Here is a 17,254-nt window from a genome sequence, read left to right as displayed (position 1 = left end):
AACGGCGGCCGACGGGCCGCGACGGGTTTGTCGATTGCCGCCCCGGTGCCGTGACCGTGGTGGCGCGCCTATATTACTGCATTCGGTCCGCTTGTCGGGCGCCCTGGCCACCCGCCGTTCTTCACCCCTACCCCGGGACGCGGAAGCCGGGGTCTGACCCCTTTCGGGGTCAGACCCCTCTGCTGGAGGGGTTCGGCTCGCCATCCAATCAGCATGTGAAGAAACCGATAATCCGCACCGGCGCAGGCGATTCGGGTAGCATCGGACGCTCACAATTCACAGCGGGGGGAGAGCATGCGCGTCATCGTCATCACGGGAAGTTCGGACGGCATCGGCGCCGAAATGGCGCGCCAGCTGGCGCGCCGCCACGGCGCCGGCGTGGCGCTGGTGCTGGCGGCGCGCAATCTGGAACTGCTGCAGCGGGTCGCCGCCGACTGCGCCGCCGCCGGCGCGCAGACGCTGGTGGTGCCGACCGACGTGTCGGTGCAGGCGCAGTGCGTGGCGCTGGTCGCCGCCACGGTGGCGCGCTTCGGCCGCATCGACGCGCTGGTCAACAACGCCGGCCGCTCGGCCCACGCGCTGTTCGAGGAGGTGCCGGACCTGGGCTGGTACGAGGAGCTGATGCGCATCAACCTGTGGGGCAGCGTCTGGTGCACCCACGCCGCGCTGCCCTACTTGAAGCAGTCGCGCGGCAGCATCGTCGCGGTCTCCTCGCTGGCCGGCCTGATCGGCGTGCCCGGCCGCACCGCCTACAACGCCAGCAAGTTCGCCATGGCCGGCTTCTTCGAGGGCCTGCGCGCCGAGCTCAAGCCGGCCGGCGTCAGCGTCACCATCGCCTACCCCGGCGTGGTGGCGACGCAGATCCGCCACCGCGGCTTCAACGCCGCCGGCGGCGCGCTGGGCAGCAGCAGCCTGAAGGAGGACAAGGCCATGTCGGTGGAGCGCTGCGCCGGCCTGATCGTCGCCGCCATGCAGGCGCGCCGGCGCGAGGTGGTGATGTCGGCCAAGGGCAAGCTGGGGCGCTGGCTCAAGCTGATCGCCCCCGGCCTGGTGGAGTACATGGCGCTGGCGGCGCTGAAGGACGACGTCAAACCGCAGGCCTGAACCAGTTGTAAGCGGATGTAAGACTCGGTAAGCGGATGTAAGCCTCGTCAACGCGGTCCCTGTGGGCCGCGTTTTTCGCTCATGACACGGGAATTGTCCCGGCCACTCAACAACAGACAAGGATTACCACCATGAGCAAAATCATCGCTTCCCTGATCGCCGGCCTGTTCGCTACCGCCGCATTCGCCCAAGCCCCCGCCGCCAGCGCTCCAGCAGCCGGCGCCCCGGTCGCCGCCAAGGGCGAAGTCAAGGAACAAAAGGACATCAAGAAAACCGAAGTTAAAGAAGTCAAAGCAGCGCAAAAAACCGAAGTAAAAGAATCCAAGGAAGCCAAGCCCGCCGCCAGCGCAGCCGCCGCCGGCAGCGCCGCCGGCAGCGCCGCCGCCAGCGCACCGGCCGACGGCCACGCCGCCAAGGCCAAGGTCCACCACAAAGCTCACAAGGACGCCCACAAGGACGACGCCAAGGTCGGCAGCAAGGAAGTCGCCCCGGCCAGCGCCGCAGCCACCGCGGCGGTCAAGTAATCAAGTCAGCCCGCCGCACCGAACCAGTATCGCCGCAGCACATGCAGCATCGCCGGGAATCGTCCCGGCCCTACCCTAAAACTGTATAAAGGATTTATATCATGACCAAGATTATCGCTACCCTGATCGCCTCCCTGTTCGCCACCGCCGCCTTCGCTCAAGCGCCAGCCGCCAGCGCACCGGCCGCCAGCACCCCGGCCGTGGCCCAGGCCAAGGAGACCAAGGCTGTGGCCAAGGCCGACGCCAAGGAAACCAAAGCCGTGGTGAACGCCGAGGCGAAAGAAGCCAAGACCGTCGCCAGCGCCAAGGAAGACGTGGCCGGCGCCAAGGCCGACGAGAAGGTCGCCAAGGTGAAGGCGCACAGCAAGGCCAAGAAAGCCAAGGCCAAGGCCCACGCCGAAGCCGCCAGCGCCGAAGCCAAAGCCGCACCGGCAGCCGCTCCAGCCAAGTAATTGCGCGCTTCGCGCAGTGAGCAGACAGGGTTCCGCAAGGGACCCTGTTTTTTCATGTGGCGGGCTCGGCGAGCGGTGTTTGGATGCCAATTCTGCTGTTTTGATAGCGAAACGGGCGGGAAAACGGCATTTTCTGGCGAACTTTGCGCCTGTTTGGCCGGGAGGGAGTAAACTACGCACAAATTTCTTTCGCAATTAGGCGATTCGAACATACTTGTGAGTGACGCCATGTCTGAAACACCCATTTCCCTTTTCTCCGACCTCAACCTCAGCGAGCCGCTCATCAAGGCCCTGAAGGATGTCGGCTACGAGTCGCCGTCGCCGATCCAGGCCGCGACCATCCCCCTGCTGCTGGAAAACCTGGACGTGCTCGGCCAGGCGCAAACCGGCACCGGCAAAACCGCCGCCTTCGCGCTGCCGATCCTGTCGCGCATCGACATCAAGCAAACCTCGCCGCAGGCGCTGGTGCTGGCGCCGACCCGCGAACTGGCGATCCAGGTGGCCGAGGCCTTCCAGACCTACGCCTCGCACATCCCCGGCTTCCACGTGCTGCCGATCTACGGCGGCCAGAGCTACGGCCCGCAACTGTCGGCGCTGCGCCGTGGCGTGCACGTCGTGGTCGGCACCCCGGGCCGCGTCATCGACCACCTCGACAAGGGTTCGCTCGACCTGTCCAAGCTGAAAACGCTGGTGCTCGACGAGGCCGACGAGATGCTGCGCATGGGCTTCATCGACGACGTCGAACGCATCCTGCAGGAGACCCCGGACTCGCGCCAGACCGCGCTGTTCTCGGCCACCATGCCGTCGGCCATCCGCCGCATCGCCAACACCTACCTGCGCAACCCGAAGGAAATCACGGTGGCCGCCAAGACCGGCACCGCCGAGAACATCCGCCAGCGCTACTGGCTGGTGTCGGGCATGCACAAGCTCGACGCGCTGACCCGCATCCTCGAGGCCGAGAACTTCGACGGCATGATCATCTTCTCGCGCACCAAGCTGGGCACCGAGGAGCTGGCCAGCAAGCTGCAGGCGCGCGGTTTCTCCGCCGCCGCCATCAACGGCGACATCCAGCAGGCGCAGCGCGAGCGCACCATCCAGCAGCTCAAGGACGGCAAGATCGACATCCTGGTGGCGACCGACGTGGCCGCGCGCGGCCTGGACGTCGAGCGCATCAGCCACGTGGTCAACTACGACGTGCCGCATGATCCGGAAAGCTACACCCACCGCATCGGCCGCACCGGCCGCGCCGGCCGCAGCGGCGAGGCGATCCTGTTCATCACCCCGCGCGAGAAAAACCTGCTGAAGGCGATCGAACGCTCGACCCGCCAGCCGATCAGCATGCTCGAACTGCCGTCGATCCAGGCCGTCAACGACGTGCGCATCGCCAAGTTCAAATCGCAGATCAGCGAAACGCTGGCGCTGGGCGAACTGGAACAGTTCCAGTCGCTGATCGAGGACTTCGAGCGCGAACAGAACATCCCGGCGATCGAGATCGCCGCCGCGCTGGCCAAGATGGCGCGCGGCGACGTGCCTCTGCTGCTGGATAAAAAACAGCAGGCCGCCAGCGCCGCCCAGTGGGAAGAGCGTCCTGTGCGCCAGGCCAGCTTCGACCGCCCCGAGCGCGGCGACCGCTTCGACCGTGGCGACCGTGGCGATCGCGGCGACCGTCCGGACCGCAGCGAGCGTTTCCCTAAAAAAGAGCGCATCGTGCGCGCCGCCGATCCAGGCATGCAGACCTTCCGCATCGAAGTCGGCTACCAGCACGGCGTCAAGCCGGGCAACATCGTCGGCGCCATCGCCAACGAGGGCGGCATCGACTCCAAGAACATCGGCCGCATCGAGATCTACGACGACTACAGCGTACTCGACATGCCGAACGACCTGCCGAGCGACGTGATGGAGCACCTGGGCGCGATCAAGGTCGCCGGCCAGCTGCTGCGCATCAGCCGCGACGGCGAAACGCCGAGCGCGGCACCGGCCGCCGCCGTGCCGTCGCAGCGCAGCTTCGCCGCGCCGGCCGCCGCGCCGCGCGCCGCCGCCGCACCGGCCGCGCCGCGTCCGGCCGCCTCGCCGCTGGCCAAGGCCGCCCAGGTCGAGCCGACCGACTTCGACGCCGCACCGAAGAAGAAAAAGGAAAAGCCGGGCAAGGCCCTGCTGCCGATGACCGCCTTCCGCATCGAGGTGGGCAGCGACCAGGCCGCCACGCCTAGCAATATCGTCGGCGCCATCGCCAACGAGGCGGGCCTGGAAGCCAAGCACATCGGCCGCATCGAGATCTTCGACAGCTACAGCATGTTGGAACTGCCGGCCGGTATGCCGGACGACGTCTTCCAGCACCTGGGCAAAGTGTGGGTGGGCGGCCAGCAGCTGCGCATCAGCCACGCCGACAAGATGCCGCCGGAGTCGGCCAAAGCGACCCCGCCGAAAAAGCCCGCACCTGGCGCCAAGAGCGACAAGTTCAAGTCCAAGGGACCGAAGTCGTATTGATCGCGCGTCGGTCGGCTAAATAGAAAGGGAGCTTCGGCTCCCTTTTTTTCGACCGTCGCCGGCGCACGGCGGCGGTGCGCGGGCGGCCGCGCCGCACCACAACAAGGCCGTTTCGGTGCGCGCGCAGGCGTGCCGCCGCCCGGCGCAGGGGGCGGCGGCCGCGCCGGCCGCTGGCCCGCTTATTGCATCGTCAAGTTCAACTTCCCCGAAAACAGGCATCGATGACCGTGCCGCCGCGTTCCGGCGCGCCGTTCCCACCATTGGAGCTCGTGATATGAACATGTTGAGGAATTGCCGCTGATGCCGGCGCCGCTGACCTTGCGCCGCAACGACCTGCTGCGCTACGCCGCGCCGCCGGCGCGCACCGTGCGCCTGCTGTGGATAGACGCCGAGCAGCGCCACGGCTATGTGTTCGACGTCGCCGCCACCTCGGCCGAGGTGGAACCGGTCGCGCTGGCCCGGCTGGCCGACGACGTGCGCGCCGGCCGCGCCGTGGTGCTGGCCGACGACCCCTATTTGGTGGTGGCGCAGCCCGAGCTGCTGCCGGCCAAACACCTGCAACTGCGCGAGCAGGCCTGGCGCATCGTCGAGGGCTTGACGCGGCGCGAGCCGGCCATTTTCCTGGCGCGCCTGCGCGGCCAACTGATCGCCGAGGCCACCGCGCTGCACGGCGTGTCGCATCCCACCATCTACCGCTACCTGCGGCGCTACTGGCAGCGCGGCCAGACGCCCAACGCGCTGCTGCCCGACTACGCCAACTCCGGCGGACGCGGCAAGGAGCGGGCCGCCTCGGAGGGCGTCAAGCGCGGCCGGCCGCGCAAGGCCGGCGCCGATCCAGGCCTGAACACCGACCTGGCGCTGCGCCGCGTGTTCCGCGTGGCGACGGCGCTGTACGCCGCCGAGCACGCAAAATTCTCGCGCCGGGGCGCCTACCGCGCCATGCTGCGCGACTTCTTCGACGGCCGCCGCATTGACCTCGACAGCGGACGGGTGCTGCCGGCCGGCGCGGCCATCGCGGTGCTGCCCAGCTTCGGCCAGTTCAACTACTGGCTGGAGCAGGACGACGACCGGCCGCCGCAGCTGCGCCCGCGCGCCGGCAAGGCCGACGCCGGCCACCCGCCCTTGTCCGTCGCCGACGCCGATGCCGACGGCATGGCGCCGCCGGCGGACCTGGCGGCGGCACCCGGCCGGCCCGGCGCCAGCTACTACGTCGAGGCCGTGCGCGCCGAGCTGCAACTGGTGTCGTCCACCGACCGCACGGTGTTGGCGGGCCGGCCGCTGTTGTATGTGGTGAGCGACTGCTTCAGCGGCATGGTCGCCGGCGTCTACGCCAGCCTGGAGCCGGCCGGCTGGGACGGCGCCATGCTGGCCCTGGCCAACTGCGGCGCCGACAAGCAGCGCTACTGCGCCGGCCTGGGCCGAGCCATCGACGCCGCCGAGTGGCCGGTGTGGCACTTGCCGGAGACCTTGCTGGTGCAATCGGCGCTGAGCGCCGGCTGGAACGACGACACGCTGCTGCACAACTTCAACGTGCGCTGCCGGCCGGTGGCCGACGGCCCGGCCGACTGGAAGGCCACGCTGGCGCGCCGTTTCAAGCTGCTGGCGCCGGGCGAGGAGGGCGGCGCCGACCGGCTCGACGGCGTGCTCGATCTGCGCCAGTTCAGCCGCGTCGTGCTCGAGGCGGTGCTGCACCACAACCGCAGTGGCGGCGCGGCGCGCAAGGACGCGCCGGCGCCGCGCGCGCTGTGGGATCGGGCCTGCGCCATCGCGGCGCCGGCCTGAAGAGCTATCCCGAGCAGCTGCTGCGCTGTTGCCTGCTGCCGCTGGCGACGGCCAGCGTGACGGCCGACGGCATCCTGCTGCGCGGCCGGCTGTACACCTGCGCCCGCGCCATCGAACAGCGCTGGTTCGAGCGCGCGCGCCAACGCGGCCAATGGCAGGTGCGGCTGGCCTGCGACCCGAGCGACCTTGGGCTGGTCTATCTGCTCGACGCCGCCGCACCGATGCAGTTCCACGCCTGCCATCCGCTGCATGGCGACGCGGCGCCGACGCATGCGGCGGCGGCGGAAATGGCCGAGCAGCACCTGCGGCGCCAGCCGGCGCGCGGCGCCGATCTGCCGCTGCTCGCCGCCGGCTAAGCGCGAGCATCACCGGCGCCGGCTTGGCCGGCGCGCCTTCCTGTGCGTCCCACGCTTCCCGTGCATGCCACACTTCCCGCATGTTCCCGCCGCTCCCGGTGCAGTCCTTTTCCCCGCCTATCCAGCGTTTTCCGAATCCGCGCACGCTGTCCGACAGTGTGCACATGCCCATCCATTTTCCAGTGCATGCATCGCCATGGTGCGGTGCATCAATCGCTCGCGCCCATGCGCGCGCCCTGCGTCCGCCTGGGCGCGCGCAAGCGGCGCGGCGCGGCGGGAAAAAAAAGTCTGTGGCGGTTAAATAAAGATTGTCGCCGCCGGCCATGCCGCCGCGCGCGGCAGCGCCGGCCCGCGCCACCAAGCCGGCGCGGGGAAACGACTTTGTTTTCAGCACGCCAGACTTGCAGGAAGCTAGTTTATTTTACCAACCAAGAATAACAAGCGGCCTGTTAGTTTTCGTGAGTTTGTGGCACAGCGATTGCTAGAGAAGGCCTATGGGATCGGCAGTTGTCCCACGGTTTTTTCGGCAACTCAATGTGAGGAAGCAGATGGATAGTGCAAACAAGACGTCGTTCACCCGCAGGGATTTTTTGTACCGCGCCGCCGCCGTCGGCGGCACCGGACTGCTGCTCAACACCATGAACGCCTGGGGCATGGGCATCGCCTCCACGGCCGCCGCGCCGCCGCAGTTGAGCGGCAGCGGCAAGGGCAAGCGCGTGCTGATCCTGGGCGCCGGCCTGGCCGGCATGACCGCCGCCTTCGAACTGGGCAAGCTTGGCTACGACTGCCAGATCATCGAGGCGCGCGCCTTCGCCGGGGGGCGCTGCCAGACGGCGCGCCAGGGCTACACCCTGCAGGAGCTGGGCGGCGAGGCGCAGACCTGCCAGTTCGACCGGGGCGAGTACATCAACCACGGCCCCTGGCGCATCCCCTACCACCACCAGTCGACGCTGCATTACACCCGCCTGTTCGAGGTGCAGCTGGAGGTGATGGTCAACGACAACGACCACTCCATCGTCTACCTGGAGGACGCCGGCCCGCTGTCGAGGCAGCGCCTGCGTCCGGCCGCGCTGAAGGCCGACCTGCGCGGCCACACCGCCGAGCTGCTGGCCAAGTCGGTCAAGAACCACCAGCTCGACGCCGAGCTGAGCGCCGACGACCAGCACCTGCTGCTCGACTATCTGGCGCACGAGGGCCAGCTGGCCGGCGCCGACCTGCGGTACAAGGGCCGCAGCGGGCGCGGCTTCAGCGTCAACCCCGGCGCCGGCCTGCTGCCCGGCGCCGGCACGCCGTCCGACCCGCTCGGCTTCAAGCAGCTGCTGGCGTCCAAGGTGGGCAAGGTGTACAGCGCGGTGCAGGACTTCCCGATGCAGAACACCATGTTCCAGCCGGTCGGCGGCATGGACCAACTGGCCAAGGCCTTCGAAAAGCGGATCGGCAAAAAGGTGCGCTACCAGACCGAGGTGACGAGCATCCGCCAGGACGCGGCTGGCGTCAGCGTCACCTTCAAGGACACGCGCAGCGGCAAGGCCGGCAAGCTGGCCGCCGATTTCTGCCTGTGCACGATTCCCTTGTCGGTGCTGCGCAATATCGACACGGATTTTTCCGACAAATTCAAGCAGGCGGTCAAGGCGGTGGCCTACGCGCCGGTGGGCAAGATCGGTCTGCAAATGAAGCGGCGTTTTTGGGAAGAGGAGGATCACATCTATGGCGGCCACGTACTCACCGATCTGCAAGGGATCAATACAATCTCCCTGCCTTCTACCGGATGGCAGAAGAAAAAGGGCGTGCTCCTCGGCTATTACAACTACCAAACCGCCGCCATCGAAATGAGCGCGTTGACGCCGGCCGAGCGCGCCGAGTTCGCGCTCGCCGCCGGCCAGCGGATCTTCCCGGCCTACCGCGCCTCGTTCGAGGCGGCCTTCTCGGTGGCCTGGCACCGCGTGCAGTACAGCCTGGGCGGCTGGGCCGAGTGGAACGACAAGAACCGCGCCAGCGCCTATCCGCTGCTGCTGGAGGGCGAGGGCAGGGTGCTGCTGGCCGGCGAACACATGAGCCACCTGACCGGCTGGCAGGCCGGCGCCATCGAGTCGGCCTGGCAGCAGATCGCCCGGCTGCACGAAAGGGCCGGCGCATGAGCCGCCGCCGGCATTCCCTGATCGCCGCGCTGCTGCTGGCGGCCGGCTGCGCCGGCGCGGCGGGCGCCTCGGCGCAAGCGGCGCCGCCAACGCCGCCCCTGGCGGCCGACGGCAAGGCGCTGTTCATGAAGAACTGCGCCGCCTGCCACCAGGCCGGCGGGCGCGGCATCCCCGGCGCCTTCCCCGCGCTGGCCGGCAACGCCTTCGTGCAGGGCCGCGCCGGCGAGGTGGCCGCCGTGCTGTTGAAGGGGCGCGGCGGCATGCCCGACTTCAGCGCCAGCCTGAGCGACCGCGACATCGCCGCCGTGCTCAGCTTCGTGCGCTCCAACTGGGGCAACACCGGCGCGCCGCTGGCCGAGGCCGAGGTGCTGGCGCAGCGCGACGCGCTGCAGGTCGACCACTACAACAACGGCCAGATGTCCAACAAACACTGAGCCGCACACAGCGCGCACTTCTCCGGGCACTACTTTTTGATGGTTCATTTTGACGAGGAAAACTATGCATAAGGCCTTACTGAAATCCGGCGCCGCCGTGATGTTGCTGCAATCCGGGCTGGCATGCGCGGCGCCCGACGAGGCGCCGGCGGCGCCCGCCGCCACGGCCACCGAGGCGGGCGTGGCCAGCGCCGCCGTCAGCGCGGTGATCGTCACCGGCACCCGCGCCAGCGGCCTCAAAGTGGAGAACAGCGCCTCGCCGATCCAGGTGCTGGACTCGGCCTCGCTGCAGCGCACCGGCCAGCCCGACCTGATCCAGGCGCTGGCGCAGAACCTGCCCTCGTTCACCGCCCAGGCGGTCGGCGGCGACACCGCCAACCTGACCCTGTCGGCGCGGCTGCGCGGCCTGAGCCCGAACAACACGCTGGTGCTGGTCAACGGCAAACGGCGCCACGGCACCGCCAACCTGGCCGTGCTGGGCGGCCCCTACCAGGGCGGCGCGGCGGCCGATTTGAACTACATCCCGGTGGCGGCGATCGACCACGTCGAGGTGCTGCAGGACGGCGCGGCGGCGCAGTACGGCTCCGACGCCATCGCCGGCGTCATCAACATCATCCTCAAGTCCAACAGCCGTGGCGGCACCGCCAGCGTCACCGGCGGCGGCTATCCGGACGGCGGCGGCCGCACCGGCGGCGGCTCGGTCAACATCGGCCTGGCGCCGTTCGACAAGGCCTACCTGAGCATCACCGCCGAGTCGAAGTACCACGGCCACAGCGACCGTGGCGGCATCGACCCGCGCGTCAACGACCCGGCCAACCTGAAGGCCATGCCGCTACTGTTCCAGGCGCCCGGCTACCCCAATGTCAACCACATCTCGGGCGACGCGCAGTACCATCTGAACGTCCTGGCCGCCAACTTCGGCCTGGAGATCGACGACGACACGTCGGTCTACGCCATCGCCACCTTCGGCAAGAAGGACGCCAGCGCCTTCGAAAACTACCGCATGCCGAACCGCCTGCCGGCGATCTATCCGCTGGGCTTCTCGCCGAAGGAGACGCTCAAGCAGCAGGACTACGCGCTCACCGCCGGCGTCAAGGGCAAGCTGGCCGGCTGGAACCTGGACCTGAGCAGCACCTACGGCAACGACACCAGCAAGATCGGCGTGACCGGCTCGGCCAACGTCTCGCTGTTCGCCGACACCGGCTACACGCCGACCGTGTTCAGCGCCGGCGAGTTCATCGCCAGCCAGCTGACCACCTCGCTCGAGGGCAGCCGCGAGTTCGCCGTCGGCTGGAGTTCGCCGCTCAACGTGGCGATGGGCCTCGAGCACCGCGTCGACAAGTACGAGATCGTCGCCGGCGACGCCGCCGCGCGCTACAAGGAGGGCTCGCAGTCCTACCCCGGCTTCTCGCTGACCGACGCCGGCAGCCACCGCCGCACCAACCAGGCGGCGTATGTCGACTTCAGCGCCTCGCCGGTGAAGGACTGGCTGCTCGACTTCGCCGCCCGCTACGAGCACTTCAGCGACTTCGGCAACGCCAAGGTCGGCAAGCTGACCAGCCGCTACGACTTCACGCCCGACGTCGGCCTGCGCGGCACCTTCAGCAACGGCTTCCGCGCGCCGACCCTGGCCGAGTCCTACTACTCGGCCACCAACGTGTCGCCGCGCAGCGCCTTCGTCCAGCTGGCGCCGAACTCGGCCGGCGCCGCGCTGGTCGGCATCAACGGCCTCAAGCCGGAGCGCTCGACCAACCTGTCGCTCGGCCTGGTGCTGAACCCGGCGCGCAACCTGACCATGACGCTGGACGCCTACCAGATCACCATCCGCGACCGCATCGTCGGCAGCGGCCAGGTGTTCGGCTCGGGCAACGCGGTCAACTCGCCGGCGGTGGTGGCGGCGATCCTGGCCAACGGCAACGTGCTCGACCCGACCGTGTCGCAGACCGGCATCAACATCTTCTCCAACGCCGTCAACACGCGCAGCCGGGGGCTGGAGTTCGTCAGCACCTTGTCGAGCAACTTCGGCAAGGGCGGCAAGGTCGACTGGTCGGTGGCGGCCAACTACAACCAGGTCAAGGTGACCAAGGTGAACCAGGCGCCGCTCCAGTTGCAGCCGCAAACGCTGCTCGACCCGGCCGCCATCTCCGACCTGGAGACGGCCTCGCCCAAGATGCGCGTCAACCTGGGCGCGTTGTGGAGGATAGGCGCCTGGACCATCAACCTGCGCGAGACCGTCTACGGCAAGTCGTCCGAGATGGAGCTCAACGAGGCCGGCACCGACTACTACCAGACGCAGATCTCGACCAAGGCGATCACCGACCTGGAGCTGGGCTACAAGCTGAACAGCGCATGGAGCCTGGCGCTGGGCGCCAACAACCTGTTCAACCAGTACCCGAACCAGAAGAACGCCAAGCTGCTCAGCGAGCAGCGCGCCGGGCTGGACAATGCGGCGGTGTCGGTCTACCCGTCGTTCTCGCCGTTCGGTATCAACGGCGGCTACTACTACGCGCGCGCCAACTACAAGTTCTAGCCGCGTCGTGCAGGGAAGGGACCGCGCCCATCCGGCGCGGTCTTTTTTTGCGCCGCGCGTGTGCGCGGCGGCGCTTGCGTGTAGCATGCGAGGCTGCCCACCCCACTCCGAAAGGACGCGCATGCCGCAGCATCCAGAGCAATTCCCCGCCGCCGCCCAGGTGACGGCGCCGCTGAGCCTGCAGGATTATCTGGCCTTGGGCGGCCGCCGGCCCGACCGCCACATCGAGTACGGCGACGCGCCCTCGCAGTTCGTCGAGTTGTTCATGCCGGCCGGCGCCGGCCCCTTCCCGCTGGTGGTGCTGATCCACGGCGGTTGCTGGACGGTGGAGTTCGGCGGCATCGCGCAGATGCACAACATGGCCGAGGCGCTGAGCCGGCAGGGCATCGCCGTGTGGAACGTCGAGTACCGCCGCGTCGACGAGGCCGGCGGCGGCTATCCCGGCACCTACCGCGACGTGGCCGAGGCCATCGACCTGCTGCGCGACGTGGCGCCGCAGCACGGCCTCGACCTGGGCCGGCTGGTGTTGCTCGGCCATTCGGCCGGCGGCCATCTGGCGCAGTGGGCGGCGGCGCGCGCGCGCCTGCCCGAGGCCAGCCCGCTGTACGTGGCCGAGCCGCTGCCGGCGACGGGTTTGATCAGCCTGGGCGGCCTGGCCGACCTGCGCCGCGAGGAGGCGCTGATCAAGACCAGCTGCGCGCGCGACATGGTGCAGCTGACCGGCCTGCCCAGCGCGGCGCGGCCCGACGTGTTCGCCGACACCTCGCCCGGCGAGCTGCTGCCGGTCGGCCTGCCGACGGCGCTGATCCACGGCCAGTTCGACACGGTCTCGCCGCCGCGCGCCGGCGCCGACTTCGCCAAGCGCGCCCGCATCGCCGGCGACAAGGTGGAGTTCATCGTGCTGCCCGGCGCCAGCCACTACGACGAGGTGTCGGCCGACTCGCCGGCCTGGCTGATCGTCGGCGCGCGCATCCGCGCCATGCTGGGCCTGGCGCCGGCTCAGTAGCGGTCGGACTTGCGGGCGTCGCCGCGCACCAGCCCGGCCGGATATTTTTCGCCGTTCAGCGCGATCTTCTCCAGCGCCGCCTGGCGCAGGTCGACCTGGCACTGGTCGGCCAATTGCACCAGGTAGAGCAGCACGTCGGCCAGCTCGTGGCGGATGCCCTCGCGGGCGGGCGCGTCGAGTTCGGCGTCGGCGCCGGTGGCCAGCCACTGGAAGTGCTCGGCCAGCTCGGCCACCTCGACCGACAGGGCCATCGCCAGGTTCTTCGGCGTGTGGAAGCGCTCCCAGTCGCGGGCGCGGGCGAAGCGGCGGGTCAGCTCGCGCAGTTCGAGCAGGCTGTCGGCCGGCAGGGCGGCGGCGGCGGGCGCCGGCGCGGACGGCGGCGCGCTCACGCCGCCCCGGCCTGGCCGGGCGCCGGCTTGCGCATGAAGACGCTGAGCGGATCGTCGAGGTAGTCGCCGTAGGGGCCGCAGCGCTGGTAGCCGTGGCGCGCGTAGAGCGCCATCGCGGCCGGTTGCGCCGGCCCCGTCTCGAGGGCGAACTGGTGGCAGCCGCGCGCCCGCGCCGCCGCCTCGAGCTGCGTCAGCAGGGCGTCGGCCAGGCCGGTGCCACGGCCGGCGGGGCGCAGGTACATGCGTTTGAGCTCGCCGTATTCCGGCCCCAGCACGATGGCGGCGCAGCCGAGGGCGGCGCCGGCCTCGTCGCGGGCGACGGCGAACAGCACGTGCGGCTGCTTGAGCGTGGCCAGGTCCAGCGCGTACACCGATTCGGGCGGATACAGGGTCAAATGGTAGGCGTCGAGTTCGGCGATCAGGGCGATCACGTCGGTTTGGTCGGGGGATTCGAAGGCGATGGGCATGGTGGATGGTGGCGGGTGGTGGCGGCGCCGTCCATGTTAACACCGCCGCCAGTGCGGCGCCAGCACCGGCTCGACACCGTCGTCGAGGGCGCTGCGGGCGCCGATGCTCAGGCGAAGGGGAGGTAGGCGAAACCGTGGTCGATGGCGCCGATGACCTGGGCCTGGTTCTCGGCGCTCTCGCTGAACGCCACCAACACCATCGCCTCGCTGCTGCCGTGCGCCATCTTGTCCATCCAATGGGCGAAGCCGGCCGCCTCGGGCTCGCGGTGCAGCACGTTGGCGTACAGCTTGGTGATGAAGTCGGCCGGATCGACGTCGGTGCCGTAGGCGCCGGCGAACTCGTCGCTGTTGATGAAGCCCTGGGCGATGTCGACCAGGTTGGCGCCCTTGTCCAGCTTGGCCATCCAGAAGCCCAGGCCCGGCAGGTCCGGCTCGCGGTCGAAGGCGGCCTGGTACAGGCGGTAGGCCTGGCCGCCGCTGCCGTCGACGTCGAAGGCCAGCGCGACGTCGTCGAAGCGCAGGCGCTCGACCTTGCTCAGGTCGATATTGCTGTCCAGCCCGACCAGGTGCAGGCCGTTGGCGTCCTGGCTGCGCACATAGTCCGATTCGCTGGCGTGCACCCGCACGGTGTCGATGCCGGCGCCGCCGTCGATCCGGTTGTGGCCCTTCGGGTTGGCGTCGAGCAGGTCGGCGCCGGCGCCGCCGTTGAGCACGAAGGTCGGCGTCTCGTACTCGACCAGCGACCACAATTTGTCGTGCTGGCTCAGGTCGTTCCACTGGCCGGCCGAGCCCAGCGTGCCCTCGCCCTTGGGCCAGGCCTCGAGCGCCAAGGCGGCGCGGTGCTGGCCGTCGGGCGCCAGCTCGGGGTCGGTGAAGTTGTCCGGCTCCTGGCCCCAGTTGCCGTAGCCCCAGTTGTTGTAGTCGAGCGCGCTGCCGTCCTGCCAGTGCCATTCGCCGCTGGCGCCCTGGTCGCTGGCGCCCAGCCACAGGTAGGCGCTGGCGCCGCCGTCGGCGGCCACCGGCACGGCGGCGCCCTTCAGCAGGGCGGCGACGGCCTGAAACACCAGCAGGCCTCCTCCTCGCTGCCGAGGGCGGCCAGATGGCCGCCCTCGGCCTGCGCCCGGGCGGCGGCGTCGGCCCAGTTCAAGTCCTGCTGTACCAGCTCGTAGCGATGGTTGCCGATGTCGAAGGTGGGGTTGCTCATGCTGGGCTTTTCTGTTTGAGTTTTTTGCAATCTTACTAATAATGGAACTTATTGTCTAGTGGAAACTGGTCGCCGGCGGCGCCGCCGCGCCGCCTGTCGCCGCGCAGCAACAGGGCGCGCCGGCGGCCGCCCGGGCGGGCGCCATGCGGCGGAATACGGTTATTGCGGCGCAGCATTCTGCTAGAATCGTCGCTATCATTTATTTAACGGGCGGGCCGGATGAAACGGGTGATCTTCAACCAAAAGGGCGGTGTCGGCAAATCGACCATCGCGGTCAATCTGGCGGCCATCGCGGCGCACCAGGGCAAGCGCACGCTGCTGATCGACATCGATCCGCAGTGCAACGCCAGCCGCTACCTGCTGGGCCAGGCGGCCGGCGAGCTGGCGCCGACCGTGGCGGCCTACTTCGAGCAGATGCTCAGCTTCAGCATGTTCCCCAGGCCGGCCGCGCAGTTCGTCCACCCGACGCCGTTCGAGAACCTGGCTATCATGGTGTCGAACCCGGAGATCGGCGACCTGCAGTCCAAGCTCGAGTCGCGCCACAAGATCTACAAGCTGCGCGACACGCTCAACGAGCTGGCCCAGGACTACGACGAGATCTTCGTCGACACGCCGCCGGCCTACAACTTCTTCACCCAGTCGGCGCTGATCGCCGCCGACCGCTGCCTGATCCCCTTCGACTGCGACGACTTCTCGCGCCAGGCCCTCTACACGCTGGTCAACAACGTCGCCGAGATCCGCGCCGACCACAACCCGGCGCTGCAGATCGAGGGCATCATCGTCAACCAGTTCCAGCCGCGCGCGCTGCTGCCGCAACGGATGGTCGACGAGCTGCTGGCCGAGGGCCTGCCGGTGCTGGCCAGCAAGCTGTCGAGCTCGATCCGCATCCGCGAGTCGCACGAGCTGAACCGGCCGATGATCCACCTCGACCCGCGCCACAAGCTGAGCCTGGAGTTCGTCGAGCTGTTCCGCGAGCTGCAGGCCGCCTAGGGCGCGCCGCCTAGGGCGCGCCGGCGCCGCCGCCGTGCGCGGCGATCCAGTCCAGCAGGGCGCGGCCGAACACGCGCAGGCGCGCCGTGTCGACCTGGCGCCGCTTGTAGGCGTCGTGGCTGGCCGGCCCGCTCAGGCTGCGCTCGTGGCTGGCCTGGTCCATCAGCTGGATCTCGTACTCGAAGAAGAAGCCGATGTCGTAGTCCTGGCCGGCGCCGCCCTGCTCGCCGCCGCGGTAGGCCAGCTCGGCCGGCGCGTGGGCGGCGCCGGCCTCGCCCTGCAGGTGGATCATCTTGCGCACCGTCACCTGGATGCTGGCGAAGCCCTCGCCGCTGTGCGGGTTGTCGCTGCGCGTCTGCGGCTGCGCCAGCGCGGCCATCTCCCGGTCCATCTGCTGCAGCAGCGCCGCCGGATAGGCCTCGCTGTGCTCGAGCGCGGCGCGGTACTTGGTGAACACCTGCTTGGCCGCGTCGAGGTCGAGCAGGGTGTTGCGGGTGCGCTGGGAGTCGACGTTGGTGACCGACAGCAGGTGGGCCCGCTGCAGCGAGCGCAGCGCCAGCAGGCATTCGAAGCGGGTGGCGAAGGTCAGCCGCACGCCGAGGTGGTCGTAGATGTCGGCGGCCAGGTAGGCGGCCTTTTGCAGCAGCTTGAGCAGGATGCTGTTGCGCCCCTTGTTGCGCTTGCGGTCGTAGTGCAGCAGCGGCAGGCAGACCTCGCCGTCGGACAGGTAGTACTGGCCGCCGTCCTGGCGGATCACCTCGTCGAGGCTGGCGAAGACCTGCTCGCGGATGGTGTTGAAGTGGCGCAGCTTGAGGTTGTTGTCGATGTAGAAGATGCCGTGCATCACCTTGAGCACGGCGCAGGACCACATGCGCAGCGTGTCGGCCTGCTGGCCGCGCTGCGAGGCGTACACCAGCAGTTGCAGCGGGTCGGCCGGGGCCGCCACCTCGGGCGGGATCAGGCGCTCCTGGCCGGCGGCGAGGAAGGTGGCCACGATGAACTCGAGCGCCTCCTGGTGGGCGCGGGCGATGATGGCGTGGGCGGCCGGCTGTTCCAGGTCGAAGCCGTACTCGCGGGCGAACTGGCGGGCGTCGTGCAGGTTGCGCAGGGCCAGCTCGCCCAGGTCGATCGCCGAGACGCCGCCGGCGATGGCGTTCAGATAGTCCCAGTTGAGCGAGAAGCGGCGCTTGCTCTTGAGCGTGGCGTGCAAAGCGGTCATGGTCGCCCAGTCGAATGGAGAGCGGCGGCGGCGGCGTGCGCCGGCCCGCGGCGCCGGCGCCGTGGTAGCCGAGCCAGTATTGCAGCCGGCCGAATTGTCGTCAATCAATAATACCTGCCCGCCGACCAAGCGCGCCGGGGCGCGGCGCTTTGTTGTAATTTTGAACGACTGC

General features: G+C 69.1%; 16 protein-coding genes. 11 read left to right on the top strand and 5 right to left on the bottom strand.

The window, feature by feature from the left end:
* Positions 1-294 precede the first annotated feature (294 nt).
* The 10 genes from QC826_RS26040 to QC826_RS25995 all read left to right on the top strand — a co-directional run bounded on the left by QC826_RS26040 (position 295) and on the right by QC826_RS25995 (position 12,813).
* Complete coding sequence (locus tag QC826_RS26040) at positions 295-1,104, top strand: SDR family oxidoreductase (RefSeq protein WP_279763076.1); 810 nt, start codon at positions 295-297, stop codon at positions 1,102-1,104.
* A 131-nt stretch (positions 1,105-1,235) separates the two neighbouring features.
* Positions 1,236-1,628, top strand: a complete 393-nt coding sequence (locus QC826_RS26035) for a hypothetical protein (RefSeq protein WP_279763075.1) — start codon at positions 1,236-1,238, stop codon at positions 1,626-1,628.
* A 101-nt stretch (positions 1,629-1,729) separates the two neighbouring features.
* Positions 1,730-2,080 (top strand): hypothetical protein, encoded by a 351-nt coding sequence (locus QC826_RS26030; protein ID WP_279763074.1) that lies wholly within the window; start codon positions 1,730-1,732, stop codon positions 2,078-2,080.
* 228 nt (positions 2,081-2,308) lie between these two features.
* Entirely contained in the window at positions 2,309-4,567 is a 2,259-nt protein-coding gene (locus QC826_RS26025) for a DEAD/DEAH box helicase (protein WP_279763073.1), read from the top strand.
* Between the two features lie 300 nt (positions 4,568-4,867).
* Entirely contained in the window at positions 4,868-6,349 is a 1,482-nt protein-coding gene (locus tag QC826_RS26020) for a helix-turn-helix domain-containing protein (RefSeq protein ID WP_279763072.1), read from the top strand.
* Complete coding sequence (locus QC826_RS26015; protein ID WP_279763071.1) at positions 6,313-6,705, top strand: Mu transposase C-terminal domain-containing protein; 393 nt, start codon at positions 6,313-6,315, stop codon at positions 6,703-6,705. Before QC826_RS26020 ends, QC826_RS26015 begins: the two co-directional genes overlap by 37 nt.
* A gap of 548 nt (positions 6,706-7,253) precedes the next feature.
* Entirely contained in the window at positions 7,254-8,843 is a 1,590-nt protein-coding gene (locus QC826_RS26010) for a flavin monoamine oxidase family protein (RefSeq protein WP_279763070.1), read from the top strand.
* Positions 8,840-9,277 (top strand): c-type cytochrome, encoded by a 438-nt coding sequence (locus QC826_RS26005; RefSeq protein WP_279763069.1) that lies wholly within the window; start codon positions 8,840-8,842, stop codon positions 9,275-9,277. Before QC826_RS26010 ends, QC826_RS26005 begins: the two co-directional genes overlap by 4 nt.
* A 64-nt stretch (positions 9,278-9,341) precedes the next feature.
* Positions 9,342-11,807 carry a TonB-dependent receptor plug domain-containing protein gene (locus tag QC826_RS26000; protein WP_279763068.1) on the top strand — a complete coding sequence of 822 codons (2,466 nt, stop codon included), beginning with the start codon at positions 9,342-9,344 and terminating at the stop codon, positions 11,805-11,807.
* A 121-nt stretch (positions 11,808-11,928) separates the two neighbouring features.
* The gene (locus QC826_RS25995; protein ID WP_279763067.1) at positions 11,929-12,813 is read left to right on the top strand and encodes an alpha/beta hydrolase; all 885 of its coding nucleotides are present in this window, start codon (positions 11,929-11,931) and stop codon (positions 12,811-12,813) included.
* Here QC826_RS25995 and QC826_RS25990 read toward each other — a convergent pair.
* The 4 genes from QC826_RS25990 to QC826_RS25975 form a co-directional block, all read right to left on the bottom strand.
* Positions 12,807-13,202 (bottom strand): nucleotide pyrophosphohydrolase, encoded by a 396-nt coding sequence (locus QC826_RS25990; RefSeq protein ID WP_279763066.1) that lies wholly within the window; start codon positions 13,200-13,202, stop codon positions 12,807-12,809. The genes QC826_RS25995 and QC826_RS25990 overlap by 7 nt on opposite strands.
* Positions 13,199-13,669 (bottom strand): GNAT family N-acetyltransferase, encoded by a 471-nt coding sequence (locus QC826_RS25985; protein WP_279763065.1) that lies wholly within the window; start codon positions 13,667-13,669, stop codon positions 13,199-13,201. The genes QC826_RS25990 and QC826_RS25985 overlap by 4 nt, the downstream gene beginning before the upstream one ends.
* A gap of 107 nt (positions 13,670-13,776) precedes the next feature.
* Positions 13,777-14,733 carry a DUF4214 domain-containing protein gene (locus QC826_RS25980; protein WP_279763064.1) on the bottom strand — a complete coding sequence of 319 codons (957 nt, stop codon included), beginning with the start codon at positions 14,731-14,733 and terminating at the stop codon, positions 13,777-13,779.
* Positions 14,706-14,873: a hypothetical protein gene (locus tag QC826_RS25975; RefSeq protein WP_279763063.1), complete on the bottom strand. Its 168-nt coding sequence runs from the start codon at positions 14,871-14,873 to the stop codon at positions 14,706-14,708. Before QC826_RS25975 ends, QC826_RS25980 begins: the two co-directional genes overlap by 28 nt.
* Before the next feature lie 219 nt (positions 14,874-15,092).
* On the opposite strand from QC826_RS25975, the gene QC826_RS25970 reads away from it, so the two are divergent.
* Positions 15,093-15,863 carry a ParA family protein gene (locus QC826_RS25970; protein WP_279763062.1) on the top strand — a complete coding sequence of 257 codons (771 nt, stop codon included), beginning with the start codon at positions 15,093-15,095 and terminating at the stop codon, positions 15,861-15,863.
* Between the two features lie 10 nt (positions 15,864-15,873).
* Here QC826_RS25970 and QC826_RS25965 read toward each other — a convergent pair whose 3' ends face one another.
* On the bottom strand, positions 15,874-17,082 hold the full coding sequence (locus tag QC826_RS25965; protein WP_279763061.1) for a TIGR04552 family protein: 1,209 nt from the start codon (positions 17,080-17,082) through the stop codon (positions 15,874-15,876).
* Positions 17,083-17,254 lie beyond the last annotated feature (172 nt).

Origin of the sequence: Rugamonas sp. DEMB1, from assembly GCF_029834475.1 — a bacterium.
Taxonomy (GTDB): domain Bacteria; phylum Pseudomonadota; class Gammaproteobacteria; order Burkholderiales; family Burkholderiaceae_D; genus Rugamonas; species Rugamonas rubra.
The sequence above is the reverse complement of the archived record's forward strand: the minus strand, read 5'-3'. Positions and strand labels throughout refer to the sequence as shown.